23 protein-coding genes are annotated in these 24,511 nt (G+C 62.8%); 18 read left to right on the plus strand and 5 right to left on the minus strand.

What is annotated here, in order from left to right; all coding sequences use genetic code 11:
* Positions 1–2 precede the first annotated feature (2 nt).
* Positions 3–1,400 carry a COG1361 family protein gene (locus tag EPL01_RS13120; RefSeq protein WP_135825730.1) on the minus strand — a complete coding sequence of 466 codons (1,398 nt, stop codon included), beginning with the start codon at positions 1,398–1,400 and terminating at the stop codon, positions 3–5.
* A 288-nt stretch (positions 1,401–1,688) separates the two neighbouring features.
* Between EPL01_RS13120 and EPL01_RS13125 the strand changes: the two genes are divergently transcribed.
* The 3 genes from EPL01_RS13125 to EPL01_RS13135 all read left to right on the plus strand — a co-directional run bounded on the left by EPL01_RS13125 (position 1,689) and on the right by EPL01_RS13135 (position 5,056).
* On the plus strand, positions 1,689–2,411 hold the full coding sequence (locus EPL01_RS13125) for a CPBP family intramembrane glutamic endopeptidase (protein ID WP_135825731.1): 723 nt from the start codon (positions 1,689–1,691) through the stop codon (positions 2,409–2,411).
* A 232-nt stretch (positions 2,412–2,643) separates the two neighbouring features.
* Positions 2,644–3,426: an ABC transporter ATP-binding protein gene (locus tag EPL01_RS13130; protein ID WP_135825732.1), complete on the plus strand. Its 783-nt coding sequence runs from the start codon at positions 2,644–2,646 to the stop codon at positions 3,424–3,426.
* Positions 3,427–3,538: 112 nt separating this feature from the next.
* Positions 3,539–5,056 carry a hypothetical protein gene (locus EPL01_RS13135; RefSeq protein ID WP_135825733.1) on the plus strand — a complete coding sequence of 506 codons (1,518 nt, stop codon included), beginning with the start codon at positions 3,539–3,541 and terminating at the stop codon, positions 5,054–5,056.
* Positions 5,057–5,917: 861 nt separating this feature from the next.
* Here the strand turns inward: EPL01_RS13135 and EPL01_RS13140 are convergent.
* The gene (locus EPL01_RS13140) at positions 5,918–6,193 is read right to left on the minus strand and encodes a hypothetical protein (protein WP_135825734.1); all 276 of its coding nucleotides are present in this window, start codon (positions 6,191–6,193) and stop codon (positions 5,918–5,920) included.
* A gap of 122 nt (positions 6,194–6,315) precedes the next feature.
* Positions 6,316–6,924: a Yip1 family protein gene (locus EPL01_RS13145; protein WP_135825735.1), complete on the minus strand. Its 609-nt coding sequence runs from the start codon at positions 6,922–6,924 to the stop codon at positions 6,316–6,318.
* 394 nt (positions 6,925–7,318) lie between these two features.
* Between EPL01_RS13145 and trmB the strand changes: the two genes are divergently transcribed.
* The 3 genes from trmB to EPL01_RS13160 all read left to right on the plus strand — a co-directional run bounded on the left by trmB (position 7,319) and on the right by EPL01_RS13160 (position 9,018).
* Positions 7,319–8,374, plus strand: a complete 1,056-nt coding sequence (gene trmB, locus EPL01_RS13150) for an HTH-type sugar sensing transcriptional regulator TrmB (protein WP_135825736.1) — start codon at positions 7,319–7,321, stop codon at positions 8,372–8,374.
* A gap of 72 nt (positions 8,375–8,446) precedes the next feature.
* Positions 8,447–8,653, plus strand: coding sequence for a hypothetical protein (locus EPL01_RS13155; protein WP_135825737.1), 207 nt, complete (start codon positions 8,447–8,449; stop codon positions 8,651–8,653).
* An 86-nt stretch (positions 8,654–8,739) separates the two neighbouring features.
* A complete protein-coding gene (locus EPL01_RS13160; RefSeq protein ID WP_135825738.1) occupies positions 8,740–9,018 on the plus strand; it encodes a hypothetical protein in 279 nt (92 codons plus the stop codon).
* Between the two features lie 46 nt (positions 9,019–9,064).
* On the opposite strand, the gene EPL01_RS13165 is transcribed toward EPL01_RS13160, so the two are convergent.
* Positions 9,065–9,958, minus strand: coding sequence for a DUF8054 domain-containing protein (locus tag EPL01_RS13165; RefSeq protein ID WP_135825739.1), 894 nt, complete (start codon positions 9,956–9,958; stop codon positions 9,065–9,067).
* A gap of 381 nt (positions 9,959–10,339) precedes the next feature.
* On the opposite strand from EPL01_RS13165, the gene EPL01_RS13170 reads away from it, so the two are divergent.
* From EPL01_RS13170 to EPL01_RS13210, 9 genes are all read left to right on the plus strand, one after another.
* Positions 10,340–11,317, plus strand: coding sequence for an aldo/keto reductase (locus tag EPL01_RS13170; RefSeq protein WP_135826030.1), 978 nt, complete (start codon positions 10,340–10,342; stop codon positions 11,315–11,317).
* 258 nt (positions 11,318–11,575) lie between these two features.
* Positions 11,576–13,123 (plus strand): twin-arginine translocation signal domain-containing protein, encoded by a 1,548-nt coding sequence (locus tag EPL01_RS13175; RefSeq protein ID WP_135825740.1) that lies wholly within the window; start codon positions 11,576–11,578, stop codon positions 13,121–13,123.
* A 19-nt stretch (positions 13,124–13,142) separates the two neighbouring features.
* Positions 13,143–14,126, plus strand: a complete 984-nt coding sequence (locus EPL01_RS13180) for a carbohydrate ABC transporter permease (protein WP_135825741.1) — start codon at positions 13,143–13,145, stop codon at positions 14,124–14,126.
* Between the two features lies 1 nt (position 14,127).
* Positions 14,128–15,051 (plus strand): carbohydrate ABC transporter permease, encoded by a 924-nt coding sequence (locus EPL01_RS13185; RefSeq protein ID WP_135825742.1) that lies wholly within the window; start codon positions 14,128–14,130, stop codon positions 15,049–15,051.
* A 6-nt stretch (positions 15,052–15,057) separates the two neighbouring features.
* The gene (locus tag EPL01_RS13190; RefSeq protein WP_135825743.1) at positions 15,058–16,254 is read left to right on the plus strand and encodes an ABC transporter ATP-binding protein; all 1,197 of its coding nucleotides are present in this window, start codon (positions 15,058–15,060) and stop codon (positions 16,252–16,254) included.
* The gene (locus tag EPL01_RS13195) at positions 16,254–16,457 is read left to right on the plus strand and encodes a DUF8005 family protein (RefSeq protein WP_135825744.1); all 204 of its coding nucleotides are present in this window, start codon (positions 16,254–16,256) and stop codon (positions 16,455–16,457) included. Before EPL01_RS13190 ends, EPL01_RS13195 begins: the two co-directional genes overlap by 1 nt.
* Positions 16,458–16,590: 133 nt before the next feature.
* Entirely contained in the window at positions 16,591–17,664 is a 1,074-nt protein-coding gene (locus EPL01_RS13200; RefSeq protein WP_135825745.1) for a Gfo/Idh/MocA family protein, read from the plus strand.
* Positions 17,665–17,876: 212 nt separating this feature from the next.
* Complete coding sequence (locus EPL01_RS13205) at positions 17,877–18,170, plus strand: ribbon-helix-helix domain-containing protein (RefSeq protein WP_135825746.1); 294 nt, start codon at positions 17,877–17,879, stop codon at positions 18,168–18,170.
* Entirely contained in the window at positions 18,160–18,444 is a 285-nt protein-coding gene (locus EPL01_RS13210) for a type II toxin-antitoxin system RelE family toxin (protein ID WP_135825747.1), read from the plus strand. The genes EPL01_RS13205 and EPL01_RS13210 overlap by 11 nt, the downstream gene beginning before the upstream one ends.
* 28 nt (positions 18,445–18,472) lie before the next feature.
* Here EPL01_RS13210 and EPL01_RS13215 read toward each other — a convergent pair whose 3' ends face one another.
* Positions 18,473–18,745: a DUF7571 family protein gene (locus EPL01_RS13215; RefSeq protein ID WP_135825748.1), complete on the minus strand. Its 273-nt coding sequence runs from the start codon at positions 18,743–18,745 to the stop codon at positions 18,473–18,475.
* A 547-nt stretch (positions 18,746–19,292) separates the two neighbouring features.
* Here EPL01_RS13215 and EPL01_RS13220 point away from each other — a divergent pair.
* The 3 genes from EPL01_RS13220 (at position 19,293) to EPL01_RS13230 (ending at position 24,509) form a co-directional block, all read left to right on the plus strand.
* A complete protein-coding gene (locus tag EPL01_RS13220; protein WP_135825749.1) occupies positions 19,293–21,437 on the plus strand; it encodes a thioredoxin domain-containing protein in 2,145 nt (714 codons plus the stop codon).
* Between the two features lie 84 nt (positions 21,438–21,521).
* A complete protein-coding gene (locus EPL01_RS13225; protein WP_135825750.1) occupies positions 21,522–22,316 on the plus strand; it encodes a DUF7504 family protein in 795 nt (264 codons plus the stop codon).
* A 48-nt stretch (positions 22,317–22,364) separates the two neighbouring features.
* A complete protein-coding gene (locus EPL01_RS13230; protein ID WP_135825751.1) occupies positions 22,365–24,509 on the plus strand; it encodes a CHAT domain-containing protein in 2,145 nt (714 codons plus the stop codon).
* Positions 24,510–24,511 lie beyond the last annotated feature (2 nt).

The following is a 24,511-nucleotide window of genomic DNA, read 5'->3' on the forward strand; positions in this document are numbered from 1 at the left end:
GGTTATCGGAGTCGCCGGTAGCTGATTCCGAAGGCGGCTAGCCCGAGGACGAGCGCCCCGCCGACTGTTACCGATAGCGGGACTCCACCGTTCTGGTCGCTCGCCGCGCCTTCGTCAGCTTCGTTCCCGCCCGCGTCGTAGCGCACCTCGGTCGTGGCGGTGTGCTCGACGCCGTCGACGCGGTAGGTCACCGTCAGCGGAATCGTCGTCTCGTTGCCCTCGACTTCGGCGGTGACGGTGAAGGAAGCGAAGTCACTCTCGGCGACTTCGCCGACGAAGAACTCCGGCTGGGGACCCGTCGGCACGACGTTCTCCGCGTCGCCGACGGCGACGACGACGCTCTGGGCGTCGACGGTGCCGATGTTGGCGGCGCTCCCCGTGATTTCGACGACATCCGACGACGCGCTGGCGCTGACGCCCGTCAGTTCGATGGCGTCGGCACCGGGTGCGCCAGCGTACTTGACTTCGGCCGTGGTAGTGCGCTCGACGCCGTCGACGCGGTAGGTCACCGTCAGCGGAATCGTCGCGCCCTCGGTGTCGACGTCTGCGAGGAGGTCGAACTGAGTGGCGTTGTTCGCGGAAATCGACCCGACGAACGTCTCGGCACCCTCGCCCGAGGCCTCGACACTCGGTGCGTCGCCGACGGCGACGACGACGCTCTCGACTTTGCTGTCACCGACGTTCGACGCGGTGCCAGCAATCTTGACGCCGTCGGCAGTCGTCGTGAGGTTGACGTCGGTCAGTCGCATCTCGCCGGGGCGGTCGGGTTCGGTGAAGTCCGCCGAGACTGTCTGCTCGACGCGCCGGAGGTCGCCGTTGCGGTCCTCGTAGGTGAGTACGACCTCAAGGTCGTAGACGCCGGGCGACTCGGGGCGGGCCTCGAAGTCGAACGCGCGCTCCTCGTGGGGCCCAATCGTGGAGGCGACGCGCTCGCGCTCTCGGAACTGCAGGCCGTCGCCGTCGACCGACACCGACACGCCGTCGACGGACTCGTTGAGGCCGTTGGCGACGGTCAGGTCCACCGTTCGCCACGCGTTCCCGACGGCGGGTTCGGTATCGACGCTGATGAGCGGGTGCGGCCGGTAGACTTGGACGGTCACCGGAATGGAGACGACCCGGCGGTCGTCGTCGTTGACCAGCACAGCCTCGGCCCGGAGTTCGTGGAAGCCGGTGTCGTTGATTTCGACCTCGTCGAGCGTGACGGTGCGCTTGGTTCCGGGCATGAACGGCCCGGTAGGGTTGGCCTCGTCGAGCTCCTCGGCGTCGTCGCCGGGACCGTCGTAGAGGCGAACGTACTCGATTGCGTAGCTATCCTTTCCCCCGTCTGCACTTTCGAGCGTGACTTCGACGCTGAACTTCTCGTCGACGGTGGGTTGGTCGGGCTCGACCTCGGCAGTCATCGTGACGAACGTCCCGTCAGCAACGACGCCAGTGACACCACCGCTGGTTATCAACAGGAGGGCCCATAAGAGAGCGGTGCTGGTTCTAGTCATAAATTCTATTGTGTCATATAAAATATGACCGGAATGCAATAAAATAGCTTCGATTTCTTATTTGTAAATTAAAATTGACAAACGCGCGCCCGTGGCTGTTCCTCCTATCGGTCGAGTACAGCCGTCGTCACGTGGGTTCGCACCGGAGAAACCTAACTCAAAAAATTAATATTATCGGGTATAATAATCGCAATTATGGTAGAAACGAAGTACAGTCGAGCAGCGGGTTTGTTAGGCAACGGGAAACAACTCGGCTTGGCTGCTGGGCTGATTCTACTCGCAAACGCCGTCACGGTGGTAATCGCGTTGGCGATTACCAATGCGGCCGGTTACCTCCGTCCGACGACCATCATCGGGATGATTTCGGGCGGGGTCGGGATGACGCTGGTCGGCGGAGTCTACCTCTGGAGGACGGACCGAGGAATCGAGTACGCCGATTTAGCGGTTCCGACTCCTCGTTCGGTCTCGCTCGGACTCGGGCTCGGCGTCGTCATATTTTCCGTTCAGGCGGCACTCGATTTCGGCGCACGACTGGCGGGTGTCCCGATGGGGTTCGACCAGGTTGCGATGCAGGTCATCGGCGACCCCCGCCTCTTCGTCACTGCGGCTGTACTTCACTTCCTCGTGGTCGGGCCGTCCGAGGAGTTCTTCTTCAGAAACGTCGTCCAGAAGCGCCTCACTGAGCGGTTCTCGGCGGCCGGTTCCATCATCGCCGTCAGCCTGCTTTTCGCGCCCCTGCATATCGCAAATTTCGGTGGTGAATCTACCGTCGCAATCTTGGTGTCCCTTACTGGTGTGTTCCTCGCTTCGGTACTCTACGGAACCGCGTTCGAGAAGTGGCGGCGGCTCGATATTATAGCGATTGCGCACGGGGTGAACAACGTGGTGACGCTCGTCGTCATCTCCATCATGGCCTGATATCTCCTCAGTTCGGTGGGCGAATCAATCTCCTTTCTAGCCAGTAATTCAAAAAAATTAAATATTAAACGTAGTAAACTGGTAATGATGAACAAAGAGGACCTGGCGATGTGGATCGGGGTAGTGATCGGCGGGAGTGCCATGCTCATCGGCTACCTGGTCCTGTAGGCTCGACCGCCCGACCGTCCCCGAGCAGTTCGTCACAGACAGACGAGACAGACCCAACGTTCCAATGGTAGAATTCGCTATTCAGACCGAGAACCTCACCAAGCGGTACGGAGACGAGACGGCTGTCGATAGTCTCTCTCTGACCGTCCCCAGCGGCGCAGTGTACGGCCTGCTGGGACCGAATGGTGCCGGAAAGACGACCACGTTACGGATGCTGACGACGCTCACCGAACCGACGAGCGGCGAGGCCACCGTCGCGGGCGTGCCTATCACTAATTGCGTAGGGGTCACCGAGCGCATCGGCTATCTCCCGGCCGAACCGCCGGTCTTCGAGGCGCTCACGGGGCGCGAACAGCTCCGGTACGCTGGCCGACTACAGGAACTGCCGACGGACGTGGCCACGGAGCGAATCGACTCGCTGCTCGAACAGTTCGACCTCGAAGCGGACGCCGACAGGCGAATCTCGGATTACTCGACGGGGATGCGAAAGAAAGTCGGTATCATCGGGACGATTCTCCACGAGCCAGACGTCGTCTTTCTGGACGAACCGACGAGTGGACTCGACCCCCGAGCCGCCAGGACGGTGCGCGAGATGATCAAACAGTTAACTGAACGGGATACGACGGTCGTCCTCTGTTCGCACGTCCTCCCCGTCGTGGAGGAGATCGCCGACGTCGTCGGGGTCATCCACGACGGAGAACTGGTCGCCGAAGGGACGCCGACCGAGATTCGTTCCAGCGCGAACTCCGCTCCCGACCTCGAGACGGCGTTTCTCGACATTACCACGGACGAGGACGAAATCGACAGCGACGCCGACACGCTCGATTACCATGAAAAACCGAGCTAATCGTAAGCGTGGGTCGACGCGGCACGGACGGTTTCCGGACCCTCGGACCAGCGCGTCGATTGCACACGTCGAGTTGCGTCAGCGCATTCGGTCGCGGAGCAACAACGCCTGGATGTTCTTCCTCGCGCTCATACTCGCTGGCTTCAGTTTCGTGGTCTTCGATTTGGGACGCGAACTCGCACCCGGGAACGGCGAGTGGCAATCCTACGTCGCTCCGGTGTTCGTTCTCGGACTCCTTGGAATCATAGTGTACCAGGGACTGAACGGGGTGGGCCTCGCTCCGACGAACAAGTCCTGGTTGCTCACGGTTCGACCACCGAAAGACGTCATGGGCGGGCAACTACTGTTCCGGTTCTGCGAGACGTTGCTCGGCGCACTCGCCCCGACGGTGGCGTTCTTTCTCGGTCTCTCTCTCACTATTGGTTCGCCGCTGCCACTGTTGGGCGGCGTTGCCGTAGCGCTCCTCGTCAACGCCGTCGGGACAGTCATCGGACATCCTCTCGGACTGTGGTTGAAAGGAATCTACAAACGGCACGGCATCTCCCGAAAGGTTGTCGTAATCGTCGGCATTCCGTTGGCCGTCGGTTACGCCGCGTTCCTGTACACTGGCGGCATCGCCGTCGCAATCGAGCGACTCCAGCCCGTCGTCGTGAACTCGCCGCTGGGGTGGATAGAGGACCTCGCTCTGGTGACGACTCCTGGGTCCGGAGCGAGAGCGAGTCGTGCTGCAGCGTTACTCCTCGGTTCGGTCGTGTTTTCGGCTATCGCCACGTTCGGTGCGGTTCGTATCAGTGTGTACACGTGGTACGCCGACGGTTCTTCCCAGGACGGCGACGAGACGCCAACCGACGACCAGTCCTCGACGGAACCGCTTCTCGGACAGGTGCTTCGGGTCGGTCCGCTCTCGGAGGGGACACGTGGCGTCGCAACGGCGTCGATACGCCGGACGTACCGGTCCGGACACGTCTTGGTACTCGTCCTCGGACTACTCCTCGTGGCCGGAGTTCCGGTGGCCGAACAGATCATCACGACCGGGAAGGCCCCCCGGTACACGCCGTGGATCGTACTGTTTTACGGCGTGAGTCTCGCTGGCTCCTTCCACTCCCTCAACATCCTCGGCGTTCAGGGGAAGACGCTTCCGCTCGTCCTTACTGCGCGGGTGACCGGTCGGCAGTTCGTAAACGGCCACGTCGTCGCCGGGACGGCGGCGTTAGCGCCGATTGCGACCGTCCTGGTCGTCGCCTCCGGAATCGCTGCCCGATGGACTGTCTTCGAGATTGTTCTCGCCGGGGCGCTTTCGCCGCTTGCTGTTTGTCTGGGAGCGATGGTGGCGACCGGAATCGGAACGCGCCTGCCCCGATACCGCTCTCCTTCGGTCCATCGAAGTAGCGGGGTGATTCGACCGGACAAGGTCGCTACAGTCTCCTACTCGGTGTGGTGTTCGGTCACTCTCTTTGTGTTGTTCGTACTCGTCGATGCTAAGCTACGGTACGCTCTCGCCAGCGTTACTGGTCTCTCCGAGGCGCTGTACGCCGTGTCGGCACTCGCGGGACTCGCCGTGGTCGGACTCAGTGCGATTGTCTCGTACCGGTCCGCGGTTGCCCGTGTCAGCGAATATCGACTCGACTAGAATCGGCACGTATGCGTCGACTGTCTGCTATATTTGGCACGTCCGACGTCGAGAACGGGAGAAGGCACTTCTGCGCTTACTTTTCCTATTTTAATAAATATAAATTAAAATAGATAATTTTATAATACTGTATGAAATATGGTAGGATAGATGGTCCCGAAGAGCAGCGGGACCATCTAGGAAAGAGAAACCATGAACACGAACTGTCCCGCATGCTTCGTCGCAGGCGCCATCATCGGCGGCGGCGGCGTCGCTGCCATCTACCTGGCGACGTAACGCTAGCTAACCGACGACCTTTCAACAGTCAATCATGAACACGAACGCTTGTCTTCCGTGCGCGGCTGCGCTCATCAAGGGTGCTGCCGTCGGTGCGGGTATCGTCGGTGGCGCCATCGCGGCTGCCAATTACTAAGGCGCATCACTAGCTAACCAACCTTTCAACTCGACACGAAGCATGAACACGAACGCTTGTCTTCCGTGCGCGGCTGCGCTCATCAAGGGTGCTGCAGCCGGTGCGACCATCGTCGGTGCCGCCATCGCTGCCTACGAAGCGTAAGGGCGCACCAGAAGGTATCGTTCGCCAACTAACCATTCAACCCAACGCTAAACATGAACACGAACGCCTGTCTTCCGTGCGCGGCTGCGCTCATCAAGGGTATTGGTGCCGGTGCGACCATCGTCGGTGCCGCCATCGCTGCCTACGAAGCGTAAGGCCGTACCAGAGGGTATCGTTCGCTAACCACTTTTTCAGGTATCGTCGGACGGAGACGTCCAGCGAGGAGCCTACTAGTTGGCCACAGTCGGCGATTCCGACGGGTACTCACTACCTCCGGAGAAGAAAGCCACCTCGAACTCGCGTCGCTACATCAGGACAACGAGGGCACCCAGCACTATACTCCCGATCATCAGCGGGCGCCACTCTCCGGTCGTACCAGCGTAGTACGCGGCACCCGCGACGTAGATGATTCCTACGACGAGAAGACCGAGATACGCCGTGGTGTAGAGGTCGAATTGGGTCATCGATTTCTCTCCTCTTTTCTCACTTATGTCGTCTCGAATAAAAAACTTAGGGACCAAGACGGTGACGGTTCGGTCGCTTCGGGGCTGGCCTCCCGGTCGTGAGACGCCGACCACCACACTCGCCGTCGGCCAGTGTCGAGCGACCGGACGACATCGAACACGCGAAAGCAGACGGCGCGTCTCGCCGACGGACGGATTCGATTGGCTGGCGACGCGAAGGAGGGCGACGTGTCTTTTGCTCAGGCACCGACCAAGAGATACCACATCACCGCGAGGAGAACGACGACGGGGCCAGCGACGATAGCAAACGCCCGCTTCTGTGACACGTCGTGTACCGACTGGACCGCGACTGCCCAAATGTCGGCACTCCAGACGAGAAACGCGAGAAATAGGTACCCGACCGCGACAATCCTCCAATCGTTCGACAGCGCCGTCTGGGTGGCCTCGGCTGCCGAAGTCGGTGCCGACAGGTCGTTCACCACGACCATCGTCACGGCGAAACTGACGAGCGACCCGAGCGCGTACGGAACCATCCCGTACGCAGTCAACTGCAAGAGTCGCTTGAACGAGGCGTCACTCTCGTAGACTACGGTGGCGATGCCGTGGAAGCACGCCGTCACGAGGACCCACACGAGAATGGGGAGACCGCCGGAGACCAAGCCGGTGAGTACGTAGAGGATGGTCATGTTCATCTCCGTGTTCGAGAACTGCCAGTTGATGACGTAGATGTCGTTGACCACCGAAATCAAAGCCGTGAGCAGCACGATGGCTCCGGGGACCGCGAACCCGCTCGACGTCCGTCGGTCGAAGAACGATTCCGTGTCTCTGAATAGTTCTACACCTACCATAATTAAAAACGATATATGAGAGAAAAAGAAAATTTCGATTGGAGACAAGTCTCCGCGTGTGATGTCGTTTCGGTCGGCGACGGGGAGTTCGAGCGGAAATATCGGATTTGCTACCGAAGGGGATAACTACCGAGATTCCCCGGCGTCCGACACGGCCGTTGGAGGACTCCGGGCGGCGCTCGTCCACAGTCGTCGTGCGCCGAGCCGCAGAGAATCATTTACAAGTTAATTGAACATCTATAGATGTCGTTAACAATTATATCTATTTCTATCGACTGTAGTCCCCTTCGTCGCTCGCCGCCGAGAACTACTCGAAGGATGAAACGAGTTTACGGAAAACGGTGCTACTCGAAACCGGATAAATCATTTACCCCTTGCGAGTATGTCCAGATATATGACCTCAGAGGATTTGCACGCGACGATGGAACAGGTCGGTGACCGGTTCGACCTCGGGGAGTACGAAATCGACGCCTATCTCACCGTTCTCGAACACGGTGACCTGACCGCCAGCCAAATCGCCGACCGGACCGACATCCCGCAACCGCGGGTGTACGACACCGTCCGGAGTCTCAGCGACCGCGGTCTCGTGGAGTTGCGCGAGTCGCGCCCGATGAAAGTCATCGCGGTGGACCCCGACGAGGCCTTCTCGGGCATCCAGTCGTCGCTGATGGACATGGTTTCCGAGTTGGAGGCCCGCTACACCGCACCGGCGCGCGACACCGAGGCCGTCTCGCTGGTCAAGTCGCGCTCGACCATCCTGCGCTACTTCGAAGACGTGATTTCGGCGGCCGAGTTCGAGTTGGCGCTCTCGCTGACGCCCGACCTGTTGGACCGATTCGAGGAGGACCTCCGGGCCGCGGTCGAAGACGGCGTCAGCGTCGAACTGCTGGTCACGCCCGCCTCGGAAGCGCCCGAACCGGAGGACTTCGACTACCTGAGCGTGGCGACCACGGCCCGCGCTCGCCGGGGCATCACCACGCCGGTCATCGCCGTCGCCGACGGCGAGTACTCCATCTACGCCACCCAAGACGCCCTGCGCGACGACGAGGACCGCTACGGCGTCATCTTCAACCGCTCGGCGCTCGGCTTCCTCGTCTCCGGGTTCTTCGGCACGGTGCTGTGGACCACGGCCGAGCGCACCCTCGCCGCGAACGGCGAGGACCGACCCTTCCCCCGGCGGTACTCGTCCATCCGGCGCTGTGTCAAGGAACTCCAAGCCCTCGACGGCGACTTCTACGCCACCATCGAGGGCCGAGACATCGAAACCGGCTCCTCGCGCGTCGTGCAGGGCGAGGTCGTCGGCTTCTCCTTCGAGGCGGGCGAGCGCGTCGCCGGGATGAAGATTCAGACCGACGAGGGCGAGGTCACGGTCGGCGGGCAAGTCGCCGCCTTGGAGGACATCGAAGCTCACGAGATTCGAGTCGGAAAGAACAGTCCGCCCGAGGTGTGAGTTGCTGGAACCAATTGGGAAACATCTACCTTTCCCTTAGATACTTAATAAGTGGTGGTGTACGGGTTTCCTATGGAGATTAAGGAGCAGGAGGAGAACGATAGCGAGTTCGTGTACGTGGAGGACGGTGCTGGGGAATACAAGTTCAAGAAAGAAGGCAATTCTGTCCTCCGCTTCTACGGATTCGGGGGGAACCGGAAAGACAAATACGGAGATGAAGGCCCTCCTACAGAAATCGTCAAGGAATTAGAATCCAAGGGCTGGGAAGTCCACCACTAATTTGACCGGTTCTGGGTTCGGTAGCCCGTATACTGAAATGGCCGCCATTACTGAATCTTTTTACGTATCTATTCTAACTGTTGCATATGGCGAATTCAGACCCGGTCGAAGATGCACGCGAAATTTTAGATAATGTCAACGGGACGGAGGACCCGGTGGCCGTCTTTGCTGGCGATGAAAAAGGAGACATCCATGGTACCGTCCAACTTGGAGATCATGGCCCTAACGCACACATCCATCTCATGGCGACCTACCTCGCGTCGCTTGAGGAGAAAACGGATCAGGACCTGAACACGCTTGCCCAACTCATACTAGAGGAGGCTCATAGCATCGGTGAGGGAGACGGATACATGGTGGTAGACTAATTACTACGTTCTGTTCTAAGTCTTACTCCTCTAATCCCGAATCCAACTACCGGAACGTATAGAGCCGCGAATCACACTCCCCGCAGGCCAGCACGTCGTCGGGGGCGTCGGCCTGCGTGCCGCCCGGTCCGCCACAGCACTCGACTTCGGTCGTCTCCTCGACCGGGCCGTCGCAGACCGGGCAGGATTCGAGGAGGGTCCGGAGCGGTCCGGCGGCCTGCGCCCGCCGGGTCGCGTCTAAATCCCCCCAATCGGCCAGCGCCCGCACCGCGCCGATTTCGGCCACGGCAATCGGCCGGGTCAGCCACTCCTCGCGGGCGGGGTCGCCGCTCCCGTCGGAGACGACGAACCAGCGTTTGGTCTCGCTGAATGGCCCGCCGTCCTGCTCGACCACGTCCGTGACGGTCCCCTCGGGCGCTGATTCGCGGAGCGCGTCGGCGAGACCCCGAGCGTCGCGTTCGCGGAGGTCCCGCATCTCCTCGCGCCACGCCTCGCGGAACTCCTCGGCGAGGTAGAGGGTTTCGCCCTCGGGGACGACTACACCGCGTTCGAGGAGCATCGTCAGGACCTCCTCGCCGGTCTCCTCGGCGGTGTCGCCGCCGAGCGACCCCGAGGAGTCGGGCGCTTGGCGCGATTTGCGCTCCTCGCCAGCGTCGCCGACGGCGGGGCCGGGCGTCTCACCGTCGGCGTGGAACAGATTTCCGGGTAGTCGGTCGGCGAGTCGCGGCGCGAACCGGGGCGTGAATGGCACCAGATACCCGCGGAGCGCAATCGCAAGTCCGCCGCCGACTCCGAGCGCGGCGGCGAATTTTCGGGAGCGCCGCCGGGAGAGGCCAGCACACGCGAGGCCTAACAGGACCGCGTTCGTCACGGTGCAGGGCCAGCATCGGCGCTCGCCGGTGTGATTCGGACTCCGGAGTCGGTCGAGGAGGGAGGTCATGGTACGTGTATCGACGCGACGGGGCTTCAGGCTTTGGCGGGTATCGGTTTGAGATGATACTATTCAGGCCAATAAACGAACTCGTGATTTCGGTCTCGAAAGCCCTCGCGCGGTTCGCGGTCGCTCAGCGGGATATTTCGCGCCTCTCCGCACCGCCCGGCACGAAATAGGGCCACGCTGAGACGACCACGGGCCTGTCGGCCCGCGAACCGCGCTCGCCCTTTCAATCCGCCAGGACCGCACTAGATTCACCGAGCGTCTGCTGGTGGTTAGCGGGACTTAGCTGAATACCACGTGAGTCGCGGAAATCGCCAGCGGCGATTTCCGCCCCGTACCGTTTTAACCGCCTTCGTCGTAGGCCGGGGCGTGACAGAAACCGACATGGAGTACACGAATCTCGGCGACACCGGCCTCGAAGTCTCGCGGTTCTGCCTCGGGTGCATGAACTTCGGGAGCGACCAAGAGTGGATGATAGCCGACGAGGAGAAGAGCCACGAAATCATCGACCGCGCAATCGAGTTGGGCGTCAACTTCCTCGACACCGCCAACGTCTACTCCCACGGCGAGAGCGAGGACATCGTCGGCGACGCCATCGAGGACCACGACCGCGAGGAGTTGGTCATCGCCACGAAGGTCTACGGCGCGATGGGCGAAGGGCCGAACAAGCAGGGCCTCTCGCGCAAGCACATCCTCGACCAAGTCGAGGGGAGCTTGGACCGCCTCGGCACCGACTACATCGACCTCTACCAGATTCACCGCTGGGACGAGAACACGCCGGTCGAGGAGACACTCCACGCGCTCGACCACCTCGTCGAGACCGGCAAGGTGCGCTACATCGGGGCCTCCACGATGGCGGCGTGGCAGTTCACCAAGGCGCTCTACCAGAGCGACCTGAACGACTACGCCCGGTTCACCTGCATGCAACCCCAGTACAACCTCGTGGACCGCCAAGAGGAACAGAACGTCCTGCCGGTCTGCGCCGCGGAGGGCGTCGGCGTCATCCCGTGGAGTCCCCTCGGCGGCGGGTTCCTGACCGGCAAGTACGACCGCGATTCGGAACCCGACGAGGGTCGGGCCGCGACCGACGAACACACCCACGAGCGATTCACCGACGAGAACTGGGCCGTCCTCGACGCAGTTCGGGAGGTCGCCGACCAGAAGGACGCCACTCCGGCGCAGGTCAGCCTCGCGTGGCTCCTCCACAAGGACGTCGTAGACGCGCCAATCGTCGGCCCGCGGAGCATCGACCATCTGGAGGAGAACGTCGGCGCGTTCGACGTGTCACTCTCCGACGATGAGATGGAACGTCTCGAAGCGCCGAAAGACCCGGTCTGGTCACGCTCGATAGCTGACTTGTAGGCCGCGTTTAGAGGGTCGCTATCGAGTATAACGCCTCCGAGAGGCGACGTGAAACAGTCGAAATGGTTACTTTCTGCACAGATGATAGTGTTCGTTTTCGGGGCGATACTCGCGCCGAGAAACCGACTTCCGAATTAGGCATCACACAATCGCCCACACCCGTTCGGAAACCCGACCTTACCCTCGACCTATTTGTAACAACGAATGTAGTTACTATCACTAGGGTATATATGGGGAAACGCCGTGATACTGAGTGGAATGGTTGACAGTAGTTCACACGAGTCTGATGACGACGCCGCGCGGGACGGGGGAGTCTCGCGCCGGAAGTTCGTCCAGGCTGTGGGGGCGTCAGGCGCAGCGGCGGGTATCGCAGGCTGCACGGGGAGTGACCAGCCGAAAAATCAGGGCGGGGGAGACCAAGCTAACGACGCCGGAAGCACGGTCGGAAACGTAGACAACCAAGGCAACAAGACGACGCTTCAGTGGGCGACCGACCCTGATTTCAAAGGAAAGACGTGGAATCAGGAACTCCAACCGATTCTGTACGAGAACGGCCTCTCGAAGGACATCGAAGTCGAGATTCTGGCGGGACCGTCGGTGACAGACAACCGTCGAGCGCAGTACCAGCAGTGGTTGTCGGCCGGGCGCTCGAAACCCGATATTCTCTACGTCGACAGTGGGTGGACGATTCCGTTCATCGTCCGGAACCAGTTGATGAACCTGAGTCAGGCGGGGAACTTCGGGCAGGAGTTCATGAGCCAGCTCGATAACCAGTACTTCGAGGCCAGCGTCTCGACTGCCAAGGGGCCGAACGGCGACCTGTACGCCGTTCCCCTGTTCCCGGACTTCCCGACGATGCAGTACAACAAGCAGTACCTGAAGCAGGCGGGATACGGGCAGTCGGACTTCGACAAGTGGGCCACGGACTCGATGACCTGGCAGAAGTTCTCGCAGGTCACGAAGGAGGCGATGAACAACAACGACGTCCAGTACGGCTACACCTTCCAAGGGAGCGCCTACGAGGGGCTGTCGTGCTGTGACTTCAACGAGTTCATGTCGAGTTGGGGCGGGGCCTACTTCGGCAACCCCGAGAAGTACCTGTTCGGGCCGGTCGGCGACCGACCCATCACCGTGGACGAACAGCAGGTCGTCGACTCCATCAAGATGATTCGGACGTTCATCCACGGCTCGAACGCCAACAACACCCTGAACAACTATCAAGGCCAGATTGCCCCGCCCGCGGTGATGCAGTGGACTGAGGAACCGTCCCGCAAACCGTTCACCAACGGGGGCGCTATCATGCACCGCAACTGGCCCTACGCCATCAACATCAGCGGTGCAGAGGACGCACTCGGCAAGGACCTCGGCGTGATGCCGATTCCGTACGCCAAGACCGAGCAAGAGGCCAAGTACCCGATGACGGGCGGTCCCGTCGCGGCGCTCGGTGGCTGGCACAATGCCGTCAACCCCAACTCCAACAACACGGAGGCGGCGGTCGAGGTGCTGAAGGCGATGATGAGCGACGACTTCAAGTACAAGCTCTTCGAGGTGCTGGGCTTCCTGCCGCCGGAACCCGAACTGCTGACCTCCCAACGCGCGAAAGAAGTGCCCATCATGGGCCGGTACCTCGAACAGCTTCGCATCGCCGGGGAGAACGCGATTCCGCGACCGGTTACCGCGGTCTGGCCTTCCCAGTCGTCCAAAATCGCCCAGCAGGTCAACGGCGCGATGGCCAAGGGCGGCAACCCCAAGCAGGCGATGACCCAGCTCAAAGCACAACTCGAAGCAATCGAGAGCAGCGCATAGACATACCTTACACGTTTTTATGGCAACAACTGACGAGGGGATTCGTGACTCCGAGCGGTCGGGAGCCTACGTCTCAGCAGTGCGCTGGATGGAGAATCTCAGCGACCCCCAGTTCGCGTACCTGCTGCTGACGCCGGTACTGCTGTTGCTGGGACTCATCGCGTTCTGGCCGCTGTTGAGTACCTTCAGAATGTCACTGTTCGCCGACAACCTCGTCGGGAGTGCCGCCCTCGGCGAGTTCGTCGGATTGGAGAACTACGTCGCGCTGCTGACCGGCGAGCGAGACGCTCTGCTGGTCAGGCCCTTCCTCGACCCGTCGACGCCGTTCCGGAGCGCGCTGACCGTGACGCTCATCTTCACGCTGTTCAGCGTCTTCTTCGAGACGGTGGTCGGGTTCGCGCAGGCGCTGGTGCTGGACCAGGACTTCCGGGGTCGGCGGTGGGTCCGGGTCGCCATCATCATCCCGTGGGCCGTCCCCATCGTGATTCAGGGGATGATCTTCTTCCTGCTGTTCCAGCCGAACATCGGGTTCCTCGTGGACCCGCTCCAGAACTGGGGCATCTTCAGCGCCACGCCGCTGTCGAACCCGGTCGACTCGATGATAATCCTCATCGTGGCCGACGTGTGGAAGACCTCGGCGTTCATGGCGCTCATCATCCTCGCGGGACTCCAGAGCGTCGACCGGAGCCTCTACGACGTGGGCAGAGTCGCCGGAGCCTCGAAGTACCAGCAGTTCAAGATGATAACCCTGCCGCTGGTCCTGCCGTCGGTGCTGGTTGCGATGCTGTTCCGCACCATCGGCGCGATGCGAATCTACGGCCTCATCGAGACGGTCGTGGGCTGCAACACGGTGCCCTCGCTGTCGTGTCTCGTCGTCACGACCTTCCGCGGGTCGCGGATGTACGGCACGTCGGCGGCGGTGGCGTTCATCACGGCGGGGCTCATCGGTCTCGTGGTTTCGGTCTACATCGTCAAGTACGCAGACACGGAGACGGGGGCATAACATGGCTACAGAAAGCGATTCAAGTCAAGGTGCGTTCTCGCGGTGGGTAGACTCGGCGATAGAGAGCCCGGAGAAGGTGTACAGGGCGATGTTCTACGTCGTCATGCTGTTCTTCCTGTTCACCACGTTGTTCCCGTTCTACTGGCTACTGGTGCTGGCGCTCACGCCGAACGAGGCCATCACCAGCTTCGGATTCCCGCCGGTGCCCAACGGGTTCAACCCCGAGGCGTTCGTGAACGTGTTCACGACGGTGCCGTTCCACGTCTACATGTTCAACAGCTTCGTCCTCGGCATCGCCACGACCGCGGTCGTGCTGGTACTGGCGAGTCTCGCGGGGTACGTGTTCGGCAGGCTCGACTTCCCCGGGAAGGGACCGCTGATGTTGCTGATACTGGCGGTGTCGTACTTCCCGCCAGCGGCGTTCATCATCCCGCTGTTCCGGCTGTTCACCGGGAACATCTCGCTGTTGGGCGTGTCGAGTCCGAACCTGTTCAACACACCGTTCTCCATGGTGCTCCCGTTCAGCGCGCTGTTCATGCCGCTGTCAATCTTTATCCTCTCGACGTTCTACGGCCAGATTCCGGACGGACTGGAGGACGCCGCGCGAATCGAGGGGACGACTCGACTGGGCGCGCTGTTCCGAGTCATCATGCCGCTGTCGGCACCGGGCGTGGCGACGGCGGGGGTGCTGACGTTCATCTCGGTGTACAACGAGTTCTTCTTCTCGTTCCTGATGACCTCGGGCGAGGCGAACAACTGGGCACCCATCGTCTGGGGTATCCTGAGCTATCAGGGTCAGTACACCCAACTGTACAACCTCATGGCCGCGGCGAGTATCGTCGGGGTCCTGCCCGTCGCCATCCTCGTCGTCGTCGCGCAGGAGAAAATCGTCAGCGGACTCACCGCAGGAGCGCTCAAGGAGTGATTCACAATGGGTAAAGTCATCTTGGAGGACGTCACGAAACGCTACGCGGACGTAACGGCAGTCGACAAAATGAACCTCGAAATCGAGGACGGCGAGTTCGTCACGCTCGTCGGCCCCTCGGGGTGCGGTAAATCGACGACCTTGGAGACCATCGCGGGGCTGACCATCCCCACCGACGGGAAGATTACGATTGCCGACCGGGAGGTCACGAACCTCCCGCCGAAGGACCGCGGCATTGCGATGGTGTTCCAGAACATCGCGCTGTTCCCGCACATGGACGTCTACGACAACATCAGCTTCGGGTTGCGGCTTCGAGACTACCCGAAGGAGGAGATCGACCGCCGGGTGGACCGGGCCTCGGACATCGTCCAGTTGGAGGGGATGTTAGACCGGATGCCCGACGAGATGTCCGGCGGTCAGCGCCAGCGCGTTGCGATTGCCAGAGCAATCGTCCGCGAACCCGAAGTGTTCCTGATGGACGAACCGCTGGCGAACCTGGACGCGAAGCTCCGGGTCCACATGCGGACCGAACTCCAGCGACTCCACAAGGAACTGGACACCACCATCATCTACGTCACCCACGACCAGGCGGAGGCGATGACGATGTCCGACCGCATCGCGGTCATCGACGGTGGCGAACTCCAGCAGATCGCACCGCCGCTGGTCTGTTACAACGAACCCGCCAACCTGTTCGTCGCGGGATTCATCGGGTCGCCGTCGATGAACTTCGTCGAGGGTGAGGTCACCTCGACCGGCCTCTCGACGCCCAACTTCGACGTGGAGTTCGACCCCGGCCAACTCTCGGGAGTCGCAGAGGGCGACCACCTCACGCTCGGCGTCCGGCCCGAGGACGTGTATCTCAGGCAGGGTAGCGAGGGCGTCGCCAACCCCACCCAATCGATTCCGGCGCGGACCGACGTGCTGGAACCGATGGGCGACGAGATATTCGTCTACCTGCTGACCGGCGACGCGGCCGAACCCAGCATGGAGGCCGACCCCGAGACGTCCAAGAACCAACTGCTGATGAGCGTGAGCCCCGACTCGGACATCGAGGCCGAACAAGACGTGGAAGTCGTCCTCGACCGCGAGCGAGTCCACCTGTTCGACACCGAGACGGGCGACGCCATCAGCCACACGCTAGAGTTCCCGGCGACCGAGGCCGGAGCGGCCGAAACCGAGACCGAAGCGGAGGGCGACGACTGATGGTGTCGGCGCTCGGGTGGTTCTACCTGCTCGGCGGGACGGTGCTGTTTTTCTTCTGGGCCTACGGCATCGTCTCGTTCGCGCTCGACTGCAAGAACAAGTTCCTCCCGGCGATTCGGACGTGGCTGGCGGCCCGCCGCGAGCGCAAGCGGGACGCCGACCGCGAGAGCGAACGCGAGGAGAAAGAGCAACAACTCTACTGAGGAATGTCCGGATTGTGCTCGAAGTGTCCGGAACTAAATCCTCGGGAAAGTTTACGTTCTGGCGCTCTGATAGACGCTCGAAGGGAAAAACCTAACACCGCCTCAAGGTTGCCTACCACTAGTAACAATACTCATGTCCAGACAGAATGAGCCGGTTCGAGTCGGGTTCGTCGGGTTGGGGAACATCGGTCACTACCACGCCGACCGGCTCGTCGAACTAGACGGGGTGGATATCGTCGGCGGCGTGGACATCAATCCCGACGCCCGCGCCCGATTCGCCGAGAAGTACGGGGTGGAGTCGTTCGAGAGCTACGAAGACCTCTACGACGCGGCGGTGGACGCGGTCGTCGTCACGACGCCCAACAAGTTCCACGAGGAGTACGCCGTCGCCGCGCTCCGGAGCGGGTTGGACGTCCTCCTCGAAAAGCCCCTGGCCCACTCCTTGGAGAGCGCCGAGCGAATCGCCGAGGCGGCGCGCAACGCCGAGGGCTTCTGCATGGTCGGGTTCCACAACCGCTTCCGGAACCCGGTGGAAGTCGTCAAGTCCTACCAGGAGGAGGGCCGGTTCGGTCACACCCGCCACGTCGAGGCCAACTTCATCCGGCGGCGCGGGATTCCGGGCCGCGGGTCGTGGTTCACCAACCACGAAATCGCGGGCGGCGGCGCGCTCATCGACATCGGCGTCCACGCCATCGACTTGGCGCTTCACTTCCACGACTTCCCCAAGGTGCAGGAGGTCTCGGGCACCATTCGGTCGCAGTTCGGGTCCCGCGACGACTACGCCTACCTCGAAATGTGGGGCGAGGACGCCCAGTCGGGCGAGTTCTCGGTGGACGACTCGGTCAGTGCGTTCGTCCGGTGTGAGAACGGCAAGACGTTCACGCTGGAAGTCGCGTGGGCCGCCAACCGCTCGCCCAACGAGGAGTTCGTCATCCGCGGCACCGAAGCGGGTGCGAACTTCGACAAGGCCGACGATTCGCTGACCATCTACGAGACGGGTCGGCAGGGCACCGACCACTTTCAGGACTCCGAGATTCAGACCCGCCACGAGGACCCCCACAAGGCCGAACAGCGCGTCTTCTTCGAGGCGGTCCGCGACGGCGTGGCCCCGAACGTGAACACCGTGGACCAGGCGCTGGAGGTCCAGCGCGTCATCGACGCCATCTACCGGTCCCACGAGGAGCAACGGGCGATTCAGGTCGAGTAGTCGAACCGGCCTTCTGGACCCGCGGCGAGTCGGGACTTCTCCGAGTCCGTCGAGGAATTGCAGAGCGTTGCTTGACGATTGTAATTGTTTTCTTTAGCAATCAGAATATTTCTTACCGCTGGAAACGAAGTTACGCGAATTTTCGAGAAAGCCAGCGTAGATGCCGGTCCTGTACGAAGGTTTATTTATAGACGTGCGTAAAGCAGACACATATGTCCGATGCCGATACCGGGGCCGACGACGGACCGGAGATGGTCCAAATCAACCTTCGGTTGAGTCGGTCCTTCCTCGAAGACATCGACGCGACGTGGAAAGAGCAAGGTTTCAATTCCCGTAGCGAGTTCCTTCGCTACGCGGCCCGTGACGCGGTGAAGCATCCGGAGTTCTCCCGCGAGGGGTGGAAGCAAATCGCGGCGAGCGAACACGAGTTGCGGTCCGGCAACGCGGAGTTGGTTTCACGAGAGGAAGTCGTCGAGATGATGGACCGGGACGAGGATGACGAGTGAGGAAGGTTGGACTTGGAAGTTCACGAAGCGCGCTGCCGACCAGTTCGACGGACTCGACCCACACGTCCAAGACCGCATCGTCTCGAAGCTCGATGAGGTCGTAGATTCGGAGTGGCGCGAACCAGCGGACTTCCTCGAACCGCTGACTGGCGGACCGTTTTCCAAATTCCGCGTCGGGCAGTACAGACTCGCTTGCGTCCTCGACCACGGCGAGGAGGTCCTCGAAGTCCATCGAATCGAGCATCGAAGCGGTGCCTATACTGCCGACGACTGACGAAAAAAGACGAAGTGAATCCACCCACTCAGGCCGAGGAGGCCGTATCGAGATGCCAACCGGGGTCGGTGCCCGTGCGGTCGAGGAGGTCCGACCGACACGCCGGGCAGTAGTCGGGGGTGCCCGCCACGCTTCGGGGGACGTAGACCCCGCCGCCGCACTCCACGCAGGCGTCCGCGACGATAGTCGCGCAGTCGGCGCAGACGTTGAAGTCGTCTACCGTCAGCTCCCGCAGGGGTTCGAGTTGTTTGTCCAAGAGATACTCGTCGATGACCGCCTGACAGTTTTGGCACGGTTGCATGGCGATACGATTCGAGCCATGTGAACACGACACAAATACCTATCGGTTTCGGGGGTTTTTTGCATTGTTTTATCGTCTGCTGTGTTTAGACTCGTCGGAAGTCACCGGATTTCGGGTGGTATTGGGACTCCTCGGGCTTGGAGTCGCAGGAGCGAACTGGACAGCAGTATCCTCGAAAGCCCTCGCGCGGTTCGCGGTCGCCCTTTCAGTCCACCAGGGCCGCAGGTGTTGGGTCCGCCGGTCGAAGCTGGTTGACACACCCATCTCCTGGCGGACTGAAAGGGCGAGCGGACCTCGCGTTTATCTTAGTCGTCTCAGCCGACCCCTCTCCGGGCGCGCAGTTCTGCGCGCCCGGATATGTCGCTGAGTCGCCGAAAATCGGAGATTTTCGAGATGACGAGCGCGTAGCGCTCGAACCACGACCGCGAGGTCCGCGAGGGCTTTCGAAACCTCGCTCCCTCTCCTTGAAGTCGGTACTCTATTACCTCTCCACACTATCCCCTTCCGAAGCCCCGCCTTTACGTCGCTCAAGCCCCTCCGTCGAGTCATGAGCGACTCCGAGGACCCAACCGCGAGAAACCGACTCGACGAGGAGGAGAGTCCGTACCTCCGCCAGCACGCCGACAACCCGGTCAACTGGCAACCGTGGGACGACGCCGCGCTCGCCGCCGCCGAGGAGCGCGACGTGCCCATCTTCCTCTCGGTCGGCTACTCGGCCTGCCACTGGTGTCACGTCATGGAGGAGGAAAGCTTCGAGGACGAGGAAATCGCCCGACTCCTCAACGAGAACTTCGTCCCCGTCAAGGTGGACCGCGAGGAGCGCCCCGACGTGGACAGCATCTACCAGACCATCTGTCAGGCCGTCTCGGGCCGGGGCGGGTGGCCCCTGTCGGTCTGGCTCACCCCCGACGGCAGGCCCTTCTACGTCGGCACCTACTTCCCGAAGGAACCCAAGCGCGGGCAACCCGGCTTCCGCGACCTGCTGGCGAGCATCGCCGACTCGTGGAGCGACGACGAGGACCGCCGGGAGATGCAGCGCCGGGCCGACCAGTGGACCGACGCCATCGAAGGCGAACTCGAATCCGTGCCCGACCCCGGCGAAACTCCCGGCGAGGGCCTCCTCGGTTCGGCCGCCGACGCCGCAGTCCGGAGCGCCGACCGGGAACACGGCGGGTTCGGCACCGGCCAGAAGTTCCCGCAGGCCGGGCGCGTCCACCTGCTTCTGCGGGCCGCCGAGCGCGCTGACTCCGACGACGAGGCCGACGAGTACCGCGAGGTCGCAGACGAGGCCCTGACCGCGATGGCCGAGGGCGGCATCTTCGACCACGTCGGCGGCGGGTTCCACCGCTACACCGTGGACCGCGAGTGGGTCGTCCCCCACTTCGAGAAGATGCTCTACGACAACGCCGAAATCTCCCGCGCGATGCTGGCGGGCTATCAGGTCTCGGGTGACGAAGCCTACGCCACCGCGGCCCGCCGGACCTTCGAGTTCGTGGAGCGCGAGATGACCCACCCCGAGGGAGGATTCTACAGCACCCTCGACGCCCAGAGCGAGGGCGAGGAGGGCAAGTTCTACGTCTGGACGCCCGAGGAGGTCCACGACGCGGTGGACGACCCGACCGCCGCAGACCTTTTCTGCGACCGATTCGGCGTCACCGAGTCGGGCAACTTCGAGGGCAAGACGGTCCTGACCGAAAGCGAGTCCATCGCGGACCTCGCCGACGAGTACGGGATGGACGAGTCGGAAGCCGAGCAGACCGTCGAGGAGGCCCGCGAGCGGGTGTTCGAGGCCCGAACCGGGCGCGTCCGACCTCGGCGCGACGAGAAGGTGCTGGCCGGTTGGAACGGCCTCATGATTTCGGCGCTCGCCGAGGGCGCGCTCGTCCTCCCCGAGGAGAGCGACCGCTACGTCGGCCTCGCAACCGACGCGCTCGATTTCGTCCGCGAGACGCTCTGGAAACCGGCTGAAGGGGAAAACGATGCCGGAACGCTCTACCGACGGTTCAAAGCAGGAGACGTCGCCATTCCGGGCTACCTCGAAGACTACGCCTTCCTCGCCCGCGGCGCGCTGAACTGCTACGAGGCGACTGGGAACCCCGACCACCTCGGGTTCGCGCTCGACCTCGCCGACGCAATCGCGGCCGAGTTCTGGGACGAAGACGCCGGAACCATCTACTTCACGCCCGAGAGCGGCGAGGAGTTGGTCGCTCGCCCGCAGGAACCACACGACCAATCGACGCCCTCCAGTCTCGGGGTCGCCACCGAGACCCTGCTGGCGCTCGACCACTTCCGAACTGACGACGAGTTCGAGGCCATCGCCGAGAAGGTTCTCGAACGCCGCGGCCAGCAGATTCAGTCCAACCCCCTCCAGCACGCCTCGCTCGCGCTGGCCGCCGACCGCTACGCGCAGGGGTCGCTGGAGGTGACCGCGGTCGCCGACGAACTCCCCGACTCGTGGCGCGAGGAGATCGCCGCGCGCTACCTCCCGACGCGACTGCTGTCGCGCCGACCGCCGGGTGACGACCAATTGGAGGAGTGGCTCGACCGACTCGACCTCGCCGAAGCACCACCGATTTGGGCCGACCGGACCCGACGCGAGGGCGAACCGACCGCCTACGTCTGCCGCAACTTCACCTGTTCGCCGCCGAAATCGGACCTCGGCGAGGCGCTCGACTGGTCGGGGGGAGAATAGGAAGCCACACTTTCGACTGCGTCCAGATTTCCGCGGTCCGTCGTGCGAAAGTTTATTAACTCTACATCTTTAACGATTCGGCGAATGAGTGCAGGGAGTTCCGACAGCCGGGGTGGTAACACGGGGAGCGACGCCGCTTCGTCGGAGGCCGACACCGCGTCGGACGGCGGCGAGCGATTTCTCGACGTGCTTCGAGAGCTGAAATCCGAGGGGTGTAACCTCCTCGTCGTGGGCGACGCGCCTCGACAGTTGTTCACCGCAGCCAGCGCGGGCCTGCTCGGCGGGGCCGACGAACGCCGGTACCGTCTGCTGGCGGTCACGGACGCCAGTCCACAGAGCGTGGTCGAGCGACTGCCCGACCCCGAGGAGATGCCGGGCGAGTTCGCCGAGACGACCGAAATCGTCAACCACGCCTCGCCGCCGCGCTCGGTCGTGAGCGCCGACGACGCCGCAGACTACCCGTCCGAACTGTCCCCGCTCGGCGACGTCTCCGAACGCCGGGTCGTGGACCCGCAACTCGCGGGCTTGCAGGCCGAACTCGCCGAGTCGATGGCGGCGTTCAACCGCCACGCTGGCGGCCTCCGCCCGGCCCAGTTGCGCGTCTGCGTCGATTCGCTCGGCGCGCTCTTCGAACACTACGACGAGGACGTGGTGCGTCGGTGCCTCCAGGTCGTCACCGGCTACGTCAGCGACTACCGGGCGATGGGTCACTACGTGCTGGCCGAACCCTTCGGGAGCGAGCGCGTCCAGCACCTCGCCGACACGTTCGACGCCGTGGTCGAGATTCGCGCGGTGGACTCCGCCAAGCGCAACCACGACGCCGAGGAGCGCTGGCACGTGTCGAGTCGAGACCTGACCACCGAGTGGTTCCCGCTATGACCGCGGTCGTCCCCCAGCGAACGCGATTCGGAAAGAGCATCTCTCAGCATGGGTCCCCGAATTAACTCGCTCGGCGAGCGAACCGGCGTCGAGATACTCGACCCCATCGAGAGCAACCGCTACGTCTTCTACACGCCGGAATCGGTGTCGCCGACCCCGACCGACACCGAGGCGTTCACCTACCCGGTGTCGGTGGCCCGCGAAATCACCGTCTCGGGAATCACGTTTCCGAACAACGTCACGGCCGTCGTCCGCGAAGACGACGGGTCGCACCTCCGCGACGTGGGCCACGAGCGGACCCACGAACTCGACGCCGACGACTACCTGCTGGAAGTGAGCGCGCCGATGAAACTCTACCTCCGGGTGTCGTCGTCGCTCGCAATCGACGCCACGACCGACCGCATCCGCATCGAGTTCGGCGACCCGACCCCGGTCGAAGTCGGCACGCGGTCGTCGCACAACTCCCCCGCCGCCACGATTACCGTGCCCGACGACGCCGAGTCGGCGCTGGCGGCGATTTCGGCGTTCTCCTCGGCGCTCAAGACCACCTCGCCCGAGCGGTCGTGGCCCACGCTCCGGGGGCACCCGCCCCGCATCGAGCGCGGCGACGAGTTGGCGATTCCCAGCGAGTTGGACGTTCCCGACACCGGAATCACGATTCGCGTCCCGGCCGACTACGAGTACGTCTACCCGGTCGCGCCGCTGGCGTACTACCTCGGTGCAGACGTCGTGCCGGGCGAGGAGCCGACGCTGAAGACCGACGAGGGGTTCGAGCATCGCCTCGACACCGACCGTGGCTTCGAGGACGAGGTGGCGCGAGTGCTGAAGCAGGTGTTCGTCCTCGACTGCGCGACTCGGACCGAGGGCTTCCACCCGATGGACTTAGACGAGCGCCGGGCGGTCGAGGCGGTCGCAAGTCTCGACTTTTCGGCGCTCTACGACGCCTCGCTCGCCGAGCGATTGGCGACGTACCTCTCGGTCCCCGCGTCGGTGCTGACCGACGCGATGCCGGTCTGGAACCGGGTGACTCACGTCCGACCGAACCCCGGGAGCCTCGAACTCCTCCCGTTCGTCGTCGAGGAACTCTCGCTGGTCCGGGTCAAATCCGGCGCGTCCGAACCGTCGCCGACCACCGACGCCCGGCGCGCCGAGAAGCGCGACGCGCTGCGTTCGTTCAAGCGCAGTTCGCAGTTCGCCGACCTCGGCCTGCCCTCGGAGTCCGACGAGCGAGCGACCGGCGTCCCCGAGGAGAGCGAGTACGTCCCGCTGCCCGAGGCCGACGCGATGGAGCGGGCGTGGGTCGGCGACGGGACGCCGGTCCACGGCGCGAAACTCCTCGCGTCGGCGTTCGACCGCAATCGAGTCGAACCGACCGACAGCGTCATCGACGTCATCGTGGTCTGCAACGACGAGCAGATGCGCGAGGAGTGGGACGCCGTCTCGGAGGTCTACGGCACGCGAGACGTGGTCGCGTTCGACGTGGACTGCCGGTTCGGCGTCTCGACCGACGAACTCCGGGACTTGCTGGCCGAGGACCACGACCTGTTTCACTTCATCGGCCACATCGACGGTCGGGGGTTCGCCTGTCCCGACGGAATTGTGGACGCCGAGACGCTCTCGGAGACCGGCGCGAAGACCATCCTGCTCAACGCCTGTCGGTCCCACGACCAAGGGATTGCGCTGGTCGAGGCCGGAGCGCGGGCGGCCATCGTGAGCTGGGGCGACGTGGACAACCTCGGAGCGGTCGAGGTCGGCGAGACGTTCGCGCGCCTGCTCAACTACGGCTTCAGCGTCGGCATCGCGCTCGAAATCGTCGAGGAGTACACGAGCATCGGTCGCCACTACGTGGTGGTCGGCGACCCGAGCGTGTCGCTGGCCCAGTGCGAGGACAGGGGGCCGAGGCTGTTCGACCTGAAGTGGGACTCGGAGACGCCGCCGGGTCCCGACGACGAACTCGACACGGTCGTCACGAACCACCCGTCTCCGGCCTACTCCATCGGGTCGGTGGCGAACTCCTTCCTCATGAGCGAGGAGGACCCCGATTTCGGCATCGTCCCCGGTTCTCAGCGGTTCACGAACACGGGCGAGGAACTCGAAGAGGTGTTGGGCGATTACTCCGCGCCGATAGTCGTTCGAGACGAACTCCGGTGGAGCGATAAGTGGTTCGGCGGCGACGACGCCGCCGAGGAATAGGC

It is taken from the genome of Halorussus ruber (assembly GCF_004765785.1).
Lineage (GTDB): Archaea > Halobacteriota > Halobacteria > Halobacteriales > Haladaptataceae > Halorussus > Halorussus ruber.

Bases quoted from the DNA above. Each gene is read 5' to 3' on its own strand.
- EPL01_RS13120 (WP_135825730.1), bottom strand. From the start codon at position 1,400: ATGACTGCCGAGGTCGAGCCCGACCAACCCACCGTCGACGAGAAGTTC.
- EPL01_RS13125 (WP_135825731.1), top strand. From the start codon at position 1,689: ATGGTAGAAACGAAGTACAGTCGAGCAGCGGGTTTGTTAGGCAACGGG.
- EPL01_RS13130 (WP_135825732.1), top strand. From the start codon at position 2,644: ATGGTAGAATTCGCTATTCAGACCGAGAACCTCACCAAGCGGTACGGA.
- EPL01_RS13135 (WP_135825733.1), top strand. From the start codon at position 3,539: ATGTTCTTCCTCGCGCTCATACTCGCTGGCTTCAGTTTCGTGGTCTTC.
- EPL01_RS13145 (WP_135825735.1), bottom strand. From the start codon at position 6,924: ATGGTAGGTGTAGAACTATTCAGAGACACGGAATCGTTCTTCGACCGA.
- trmB (WP_135825736.1), top strand. From the start codon at position 7,319: ATGACCTCAGAGGATTTGCACGCGACGATGGAACAGGTCGGTGACCGG.
- EPL01_RS13155 (WP_135825737.1), top strand. From the start codon at position 8,447: ATGGAGATTAAGGAGCAGGAGGAGAACGATAGCGAGTTCGTGTACGTG.
- EPL01_RS13160 (WP_135825738.1), top strand. From the start codon at position 8,740: ATGGCGAATTCAGACCCGGTCGAAGATGCACGCGAAATTTTAGATAAT.
- EPL01_RS13165 (WP_135825739.1), bottom strand. From the start codon at position 9,958: ATGACCTCCCTCCTCGACCGACTCCGGAGTCCGAATCACACCGGCGAG.
- EPL01_RS13170 (WP_135826030.1), top strand. From the start codon at position 10,340: ATGGAGTACACGAATCTCGGCGACACCGGCCTCGAAGTCTCGCGGTTC.
- EPL01_RS13175 (WP_135825740.1), top strand. From the start codon at position 11,576: ATGGTTGACAGTAGTTCACACGAGTCTGATGACGACGCCGCGCGGGAC.
- EPL01_RS13180 (WP_135825741.1), top strand. From the start codon at position 13,143: ATGGCAACAACTGACGAGGGGATTCGTGACTCCGAGCGGTCGGGAGCC.
- EPL01_RS13185 (WP_135825742.1), top strand. From the start codon at position 14,128: ATGGCTACAGAAAGCGATTCAAGTCAAGGTGCGTTCTCGCGGTGGGTA.
- EPL01_RS13190 (WP_135825743.1), top strand. From the start codon at position 15,058: ATGGGTAAAGTCATCTTGGAGGACGTCACGAAACGCTACGCGGACGTA.
- EPL01_RS13195 (WP_135825744.1), top strand. From the start codon at position 16,254: ATGGTGTCGGCGCTCGGGTGGTTCTACCTGCTCGGCGGGACGGTGCTG.
- EPL01_RS13200 (WP_135825745.1), top strand. From the start codon at position 16,591: ATGTCCAGACAGAATGAGCCGGTTCGAGTCGGGTTCGTCGGGTTGGGG.
- EPL01_RS13205 (WP_135825746.1), top strand. From the start codon at position 17,877: ATGTCCGATGCCGATACCGGGGCCGACGACGGACCGGAGATGGTCCAA.
- EPL01_RS13210 (WP_135825747.1), top strand. From the start codon at position 18,160: ATGACGAGTGAGGAAGGTTGGACTTGGAAGTTCACGAAGCGCGCTGCC.
- EPL01_RS13215 (WP_135825748.1), bottom strand. From the start codon at position 18,745: ATGCAACCGTGCCAAAACTGTCAGGCGGTCATCGACGAGTATCTCTTG.
- EPL01_RS13220 (WP_135825749.1), top strand. From the start codon at position 19,293: ATGAGCGACTCCGAGGACCCAACCGCGAGAAACCGACTCGACGAGGAG.
- EPL01_RS13225 (WP_135825750.1), top strand. From the start codon at position 21,522: ATGAGTGCAGGGAGTTCCGACAGCCGGGGTGGTAACACGGGGAGCGAC.
- EPL01_RS13230 (WP_135825751.1), top strand. From the start codon at position 22,365: ATGGGTCCCCGAATTAACTCGCTCGGCGAGCGAACCGGCGTCGAGATA.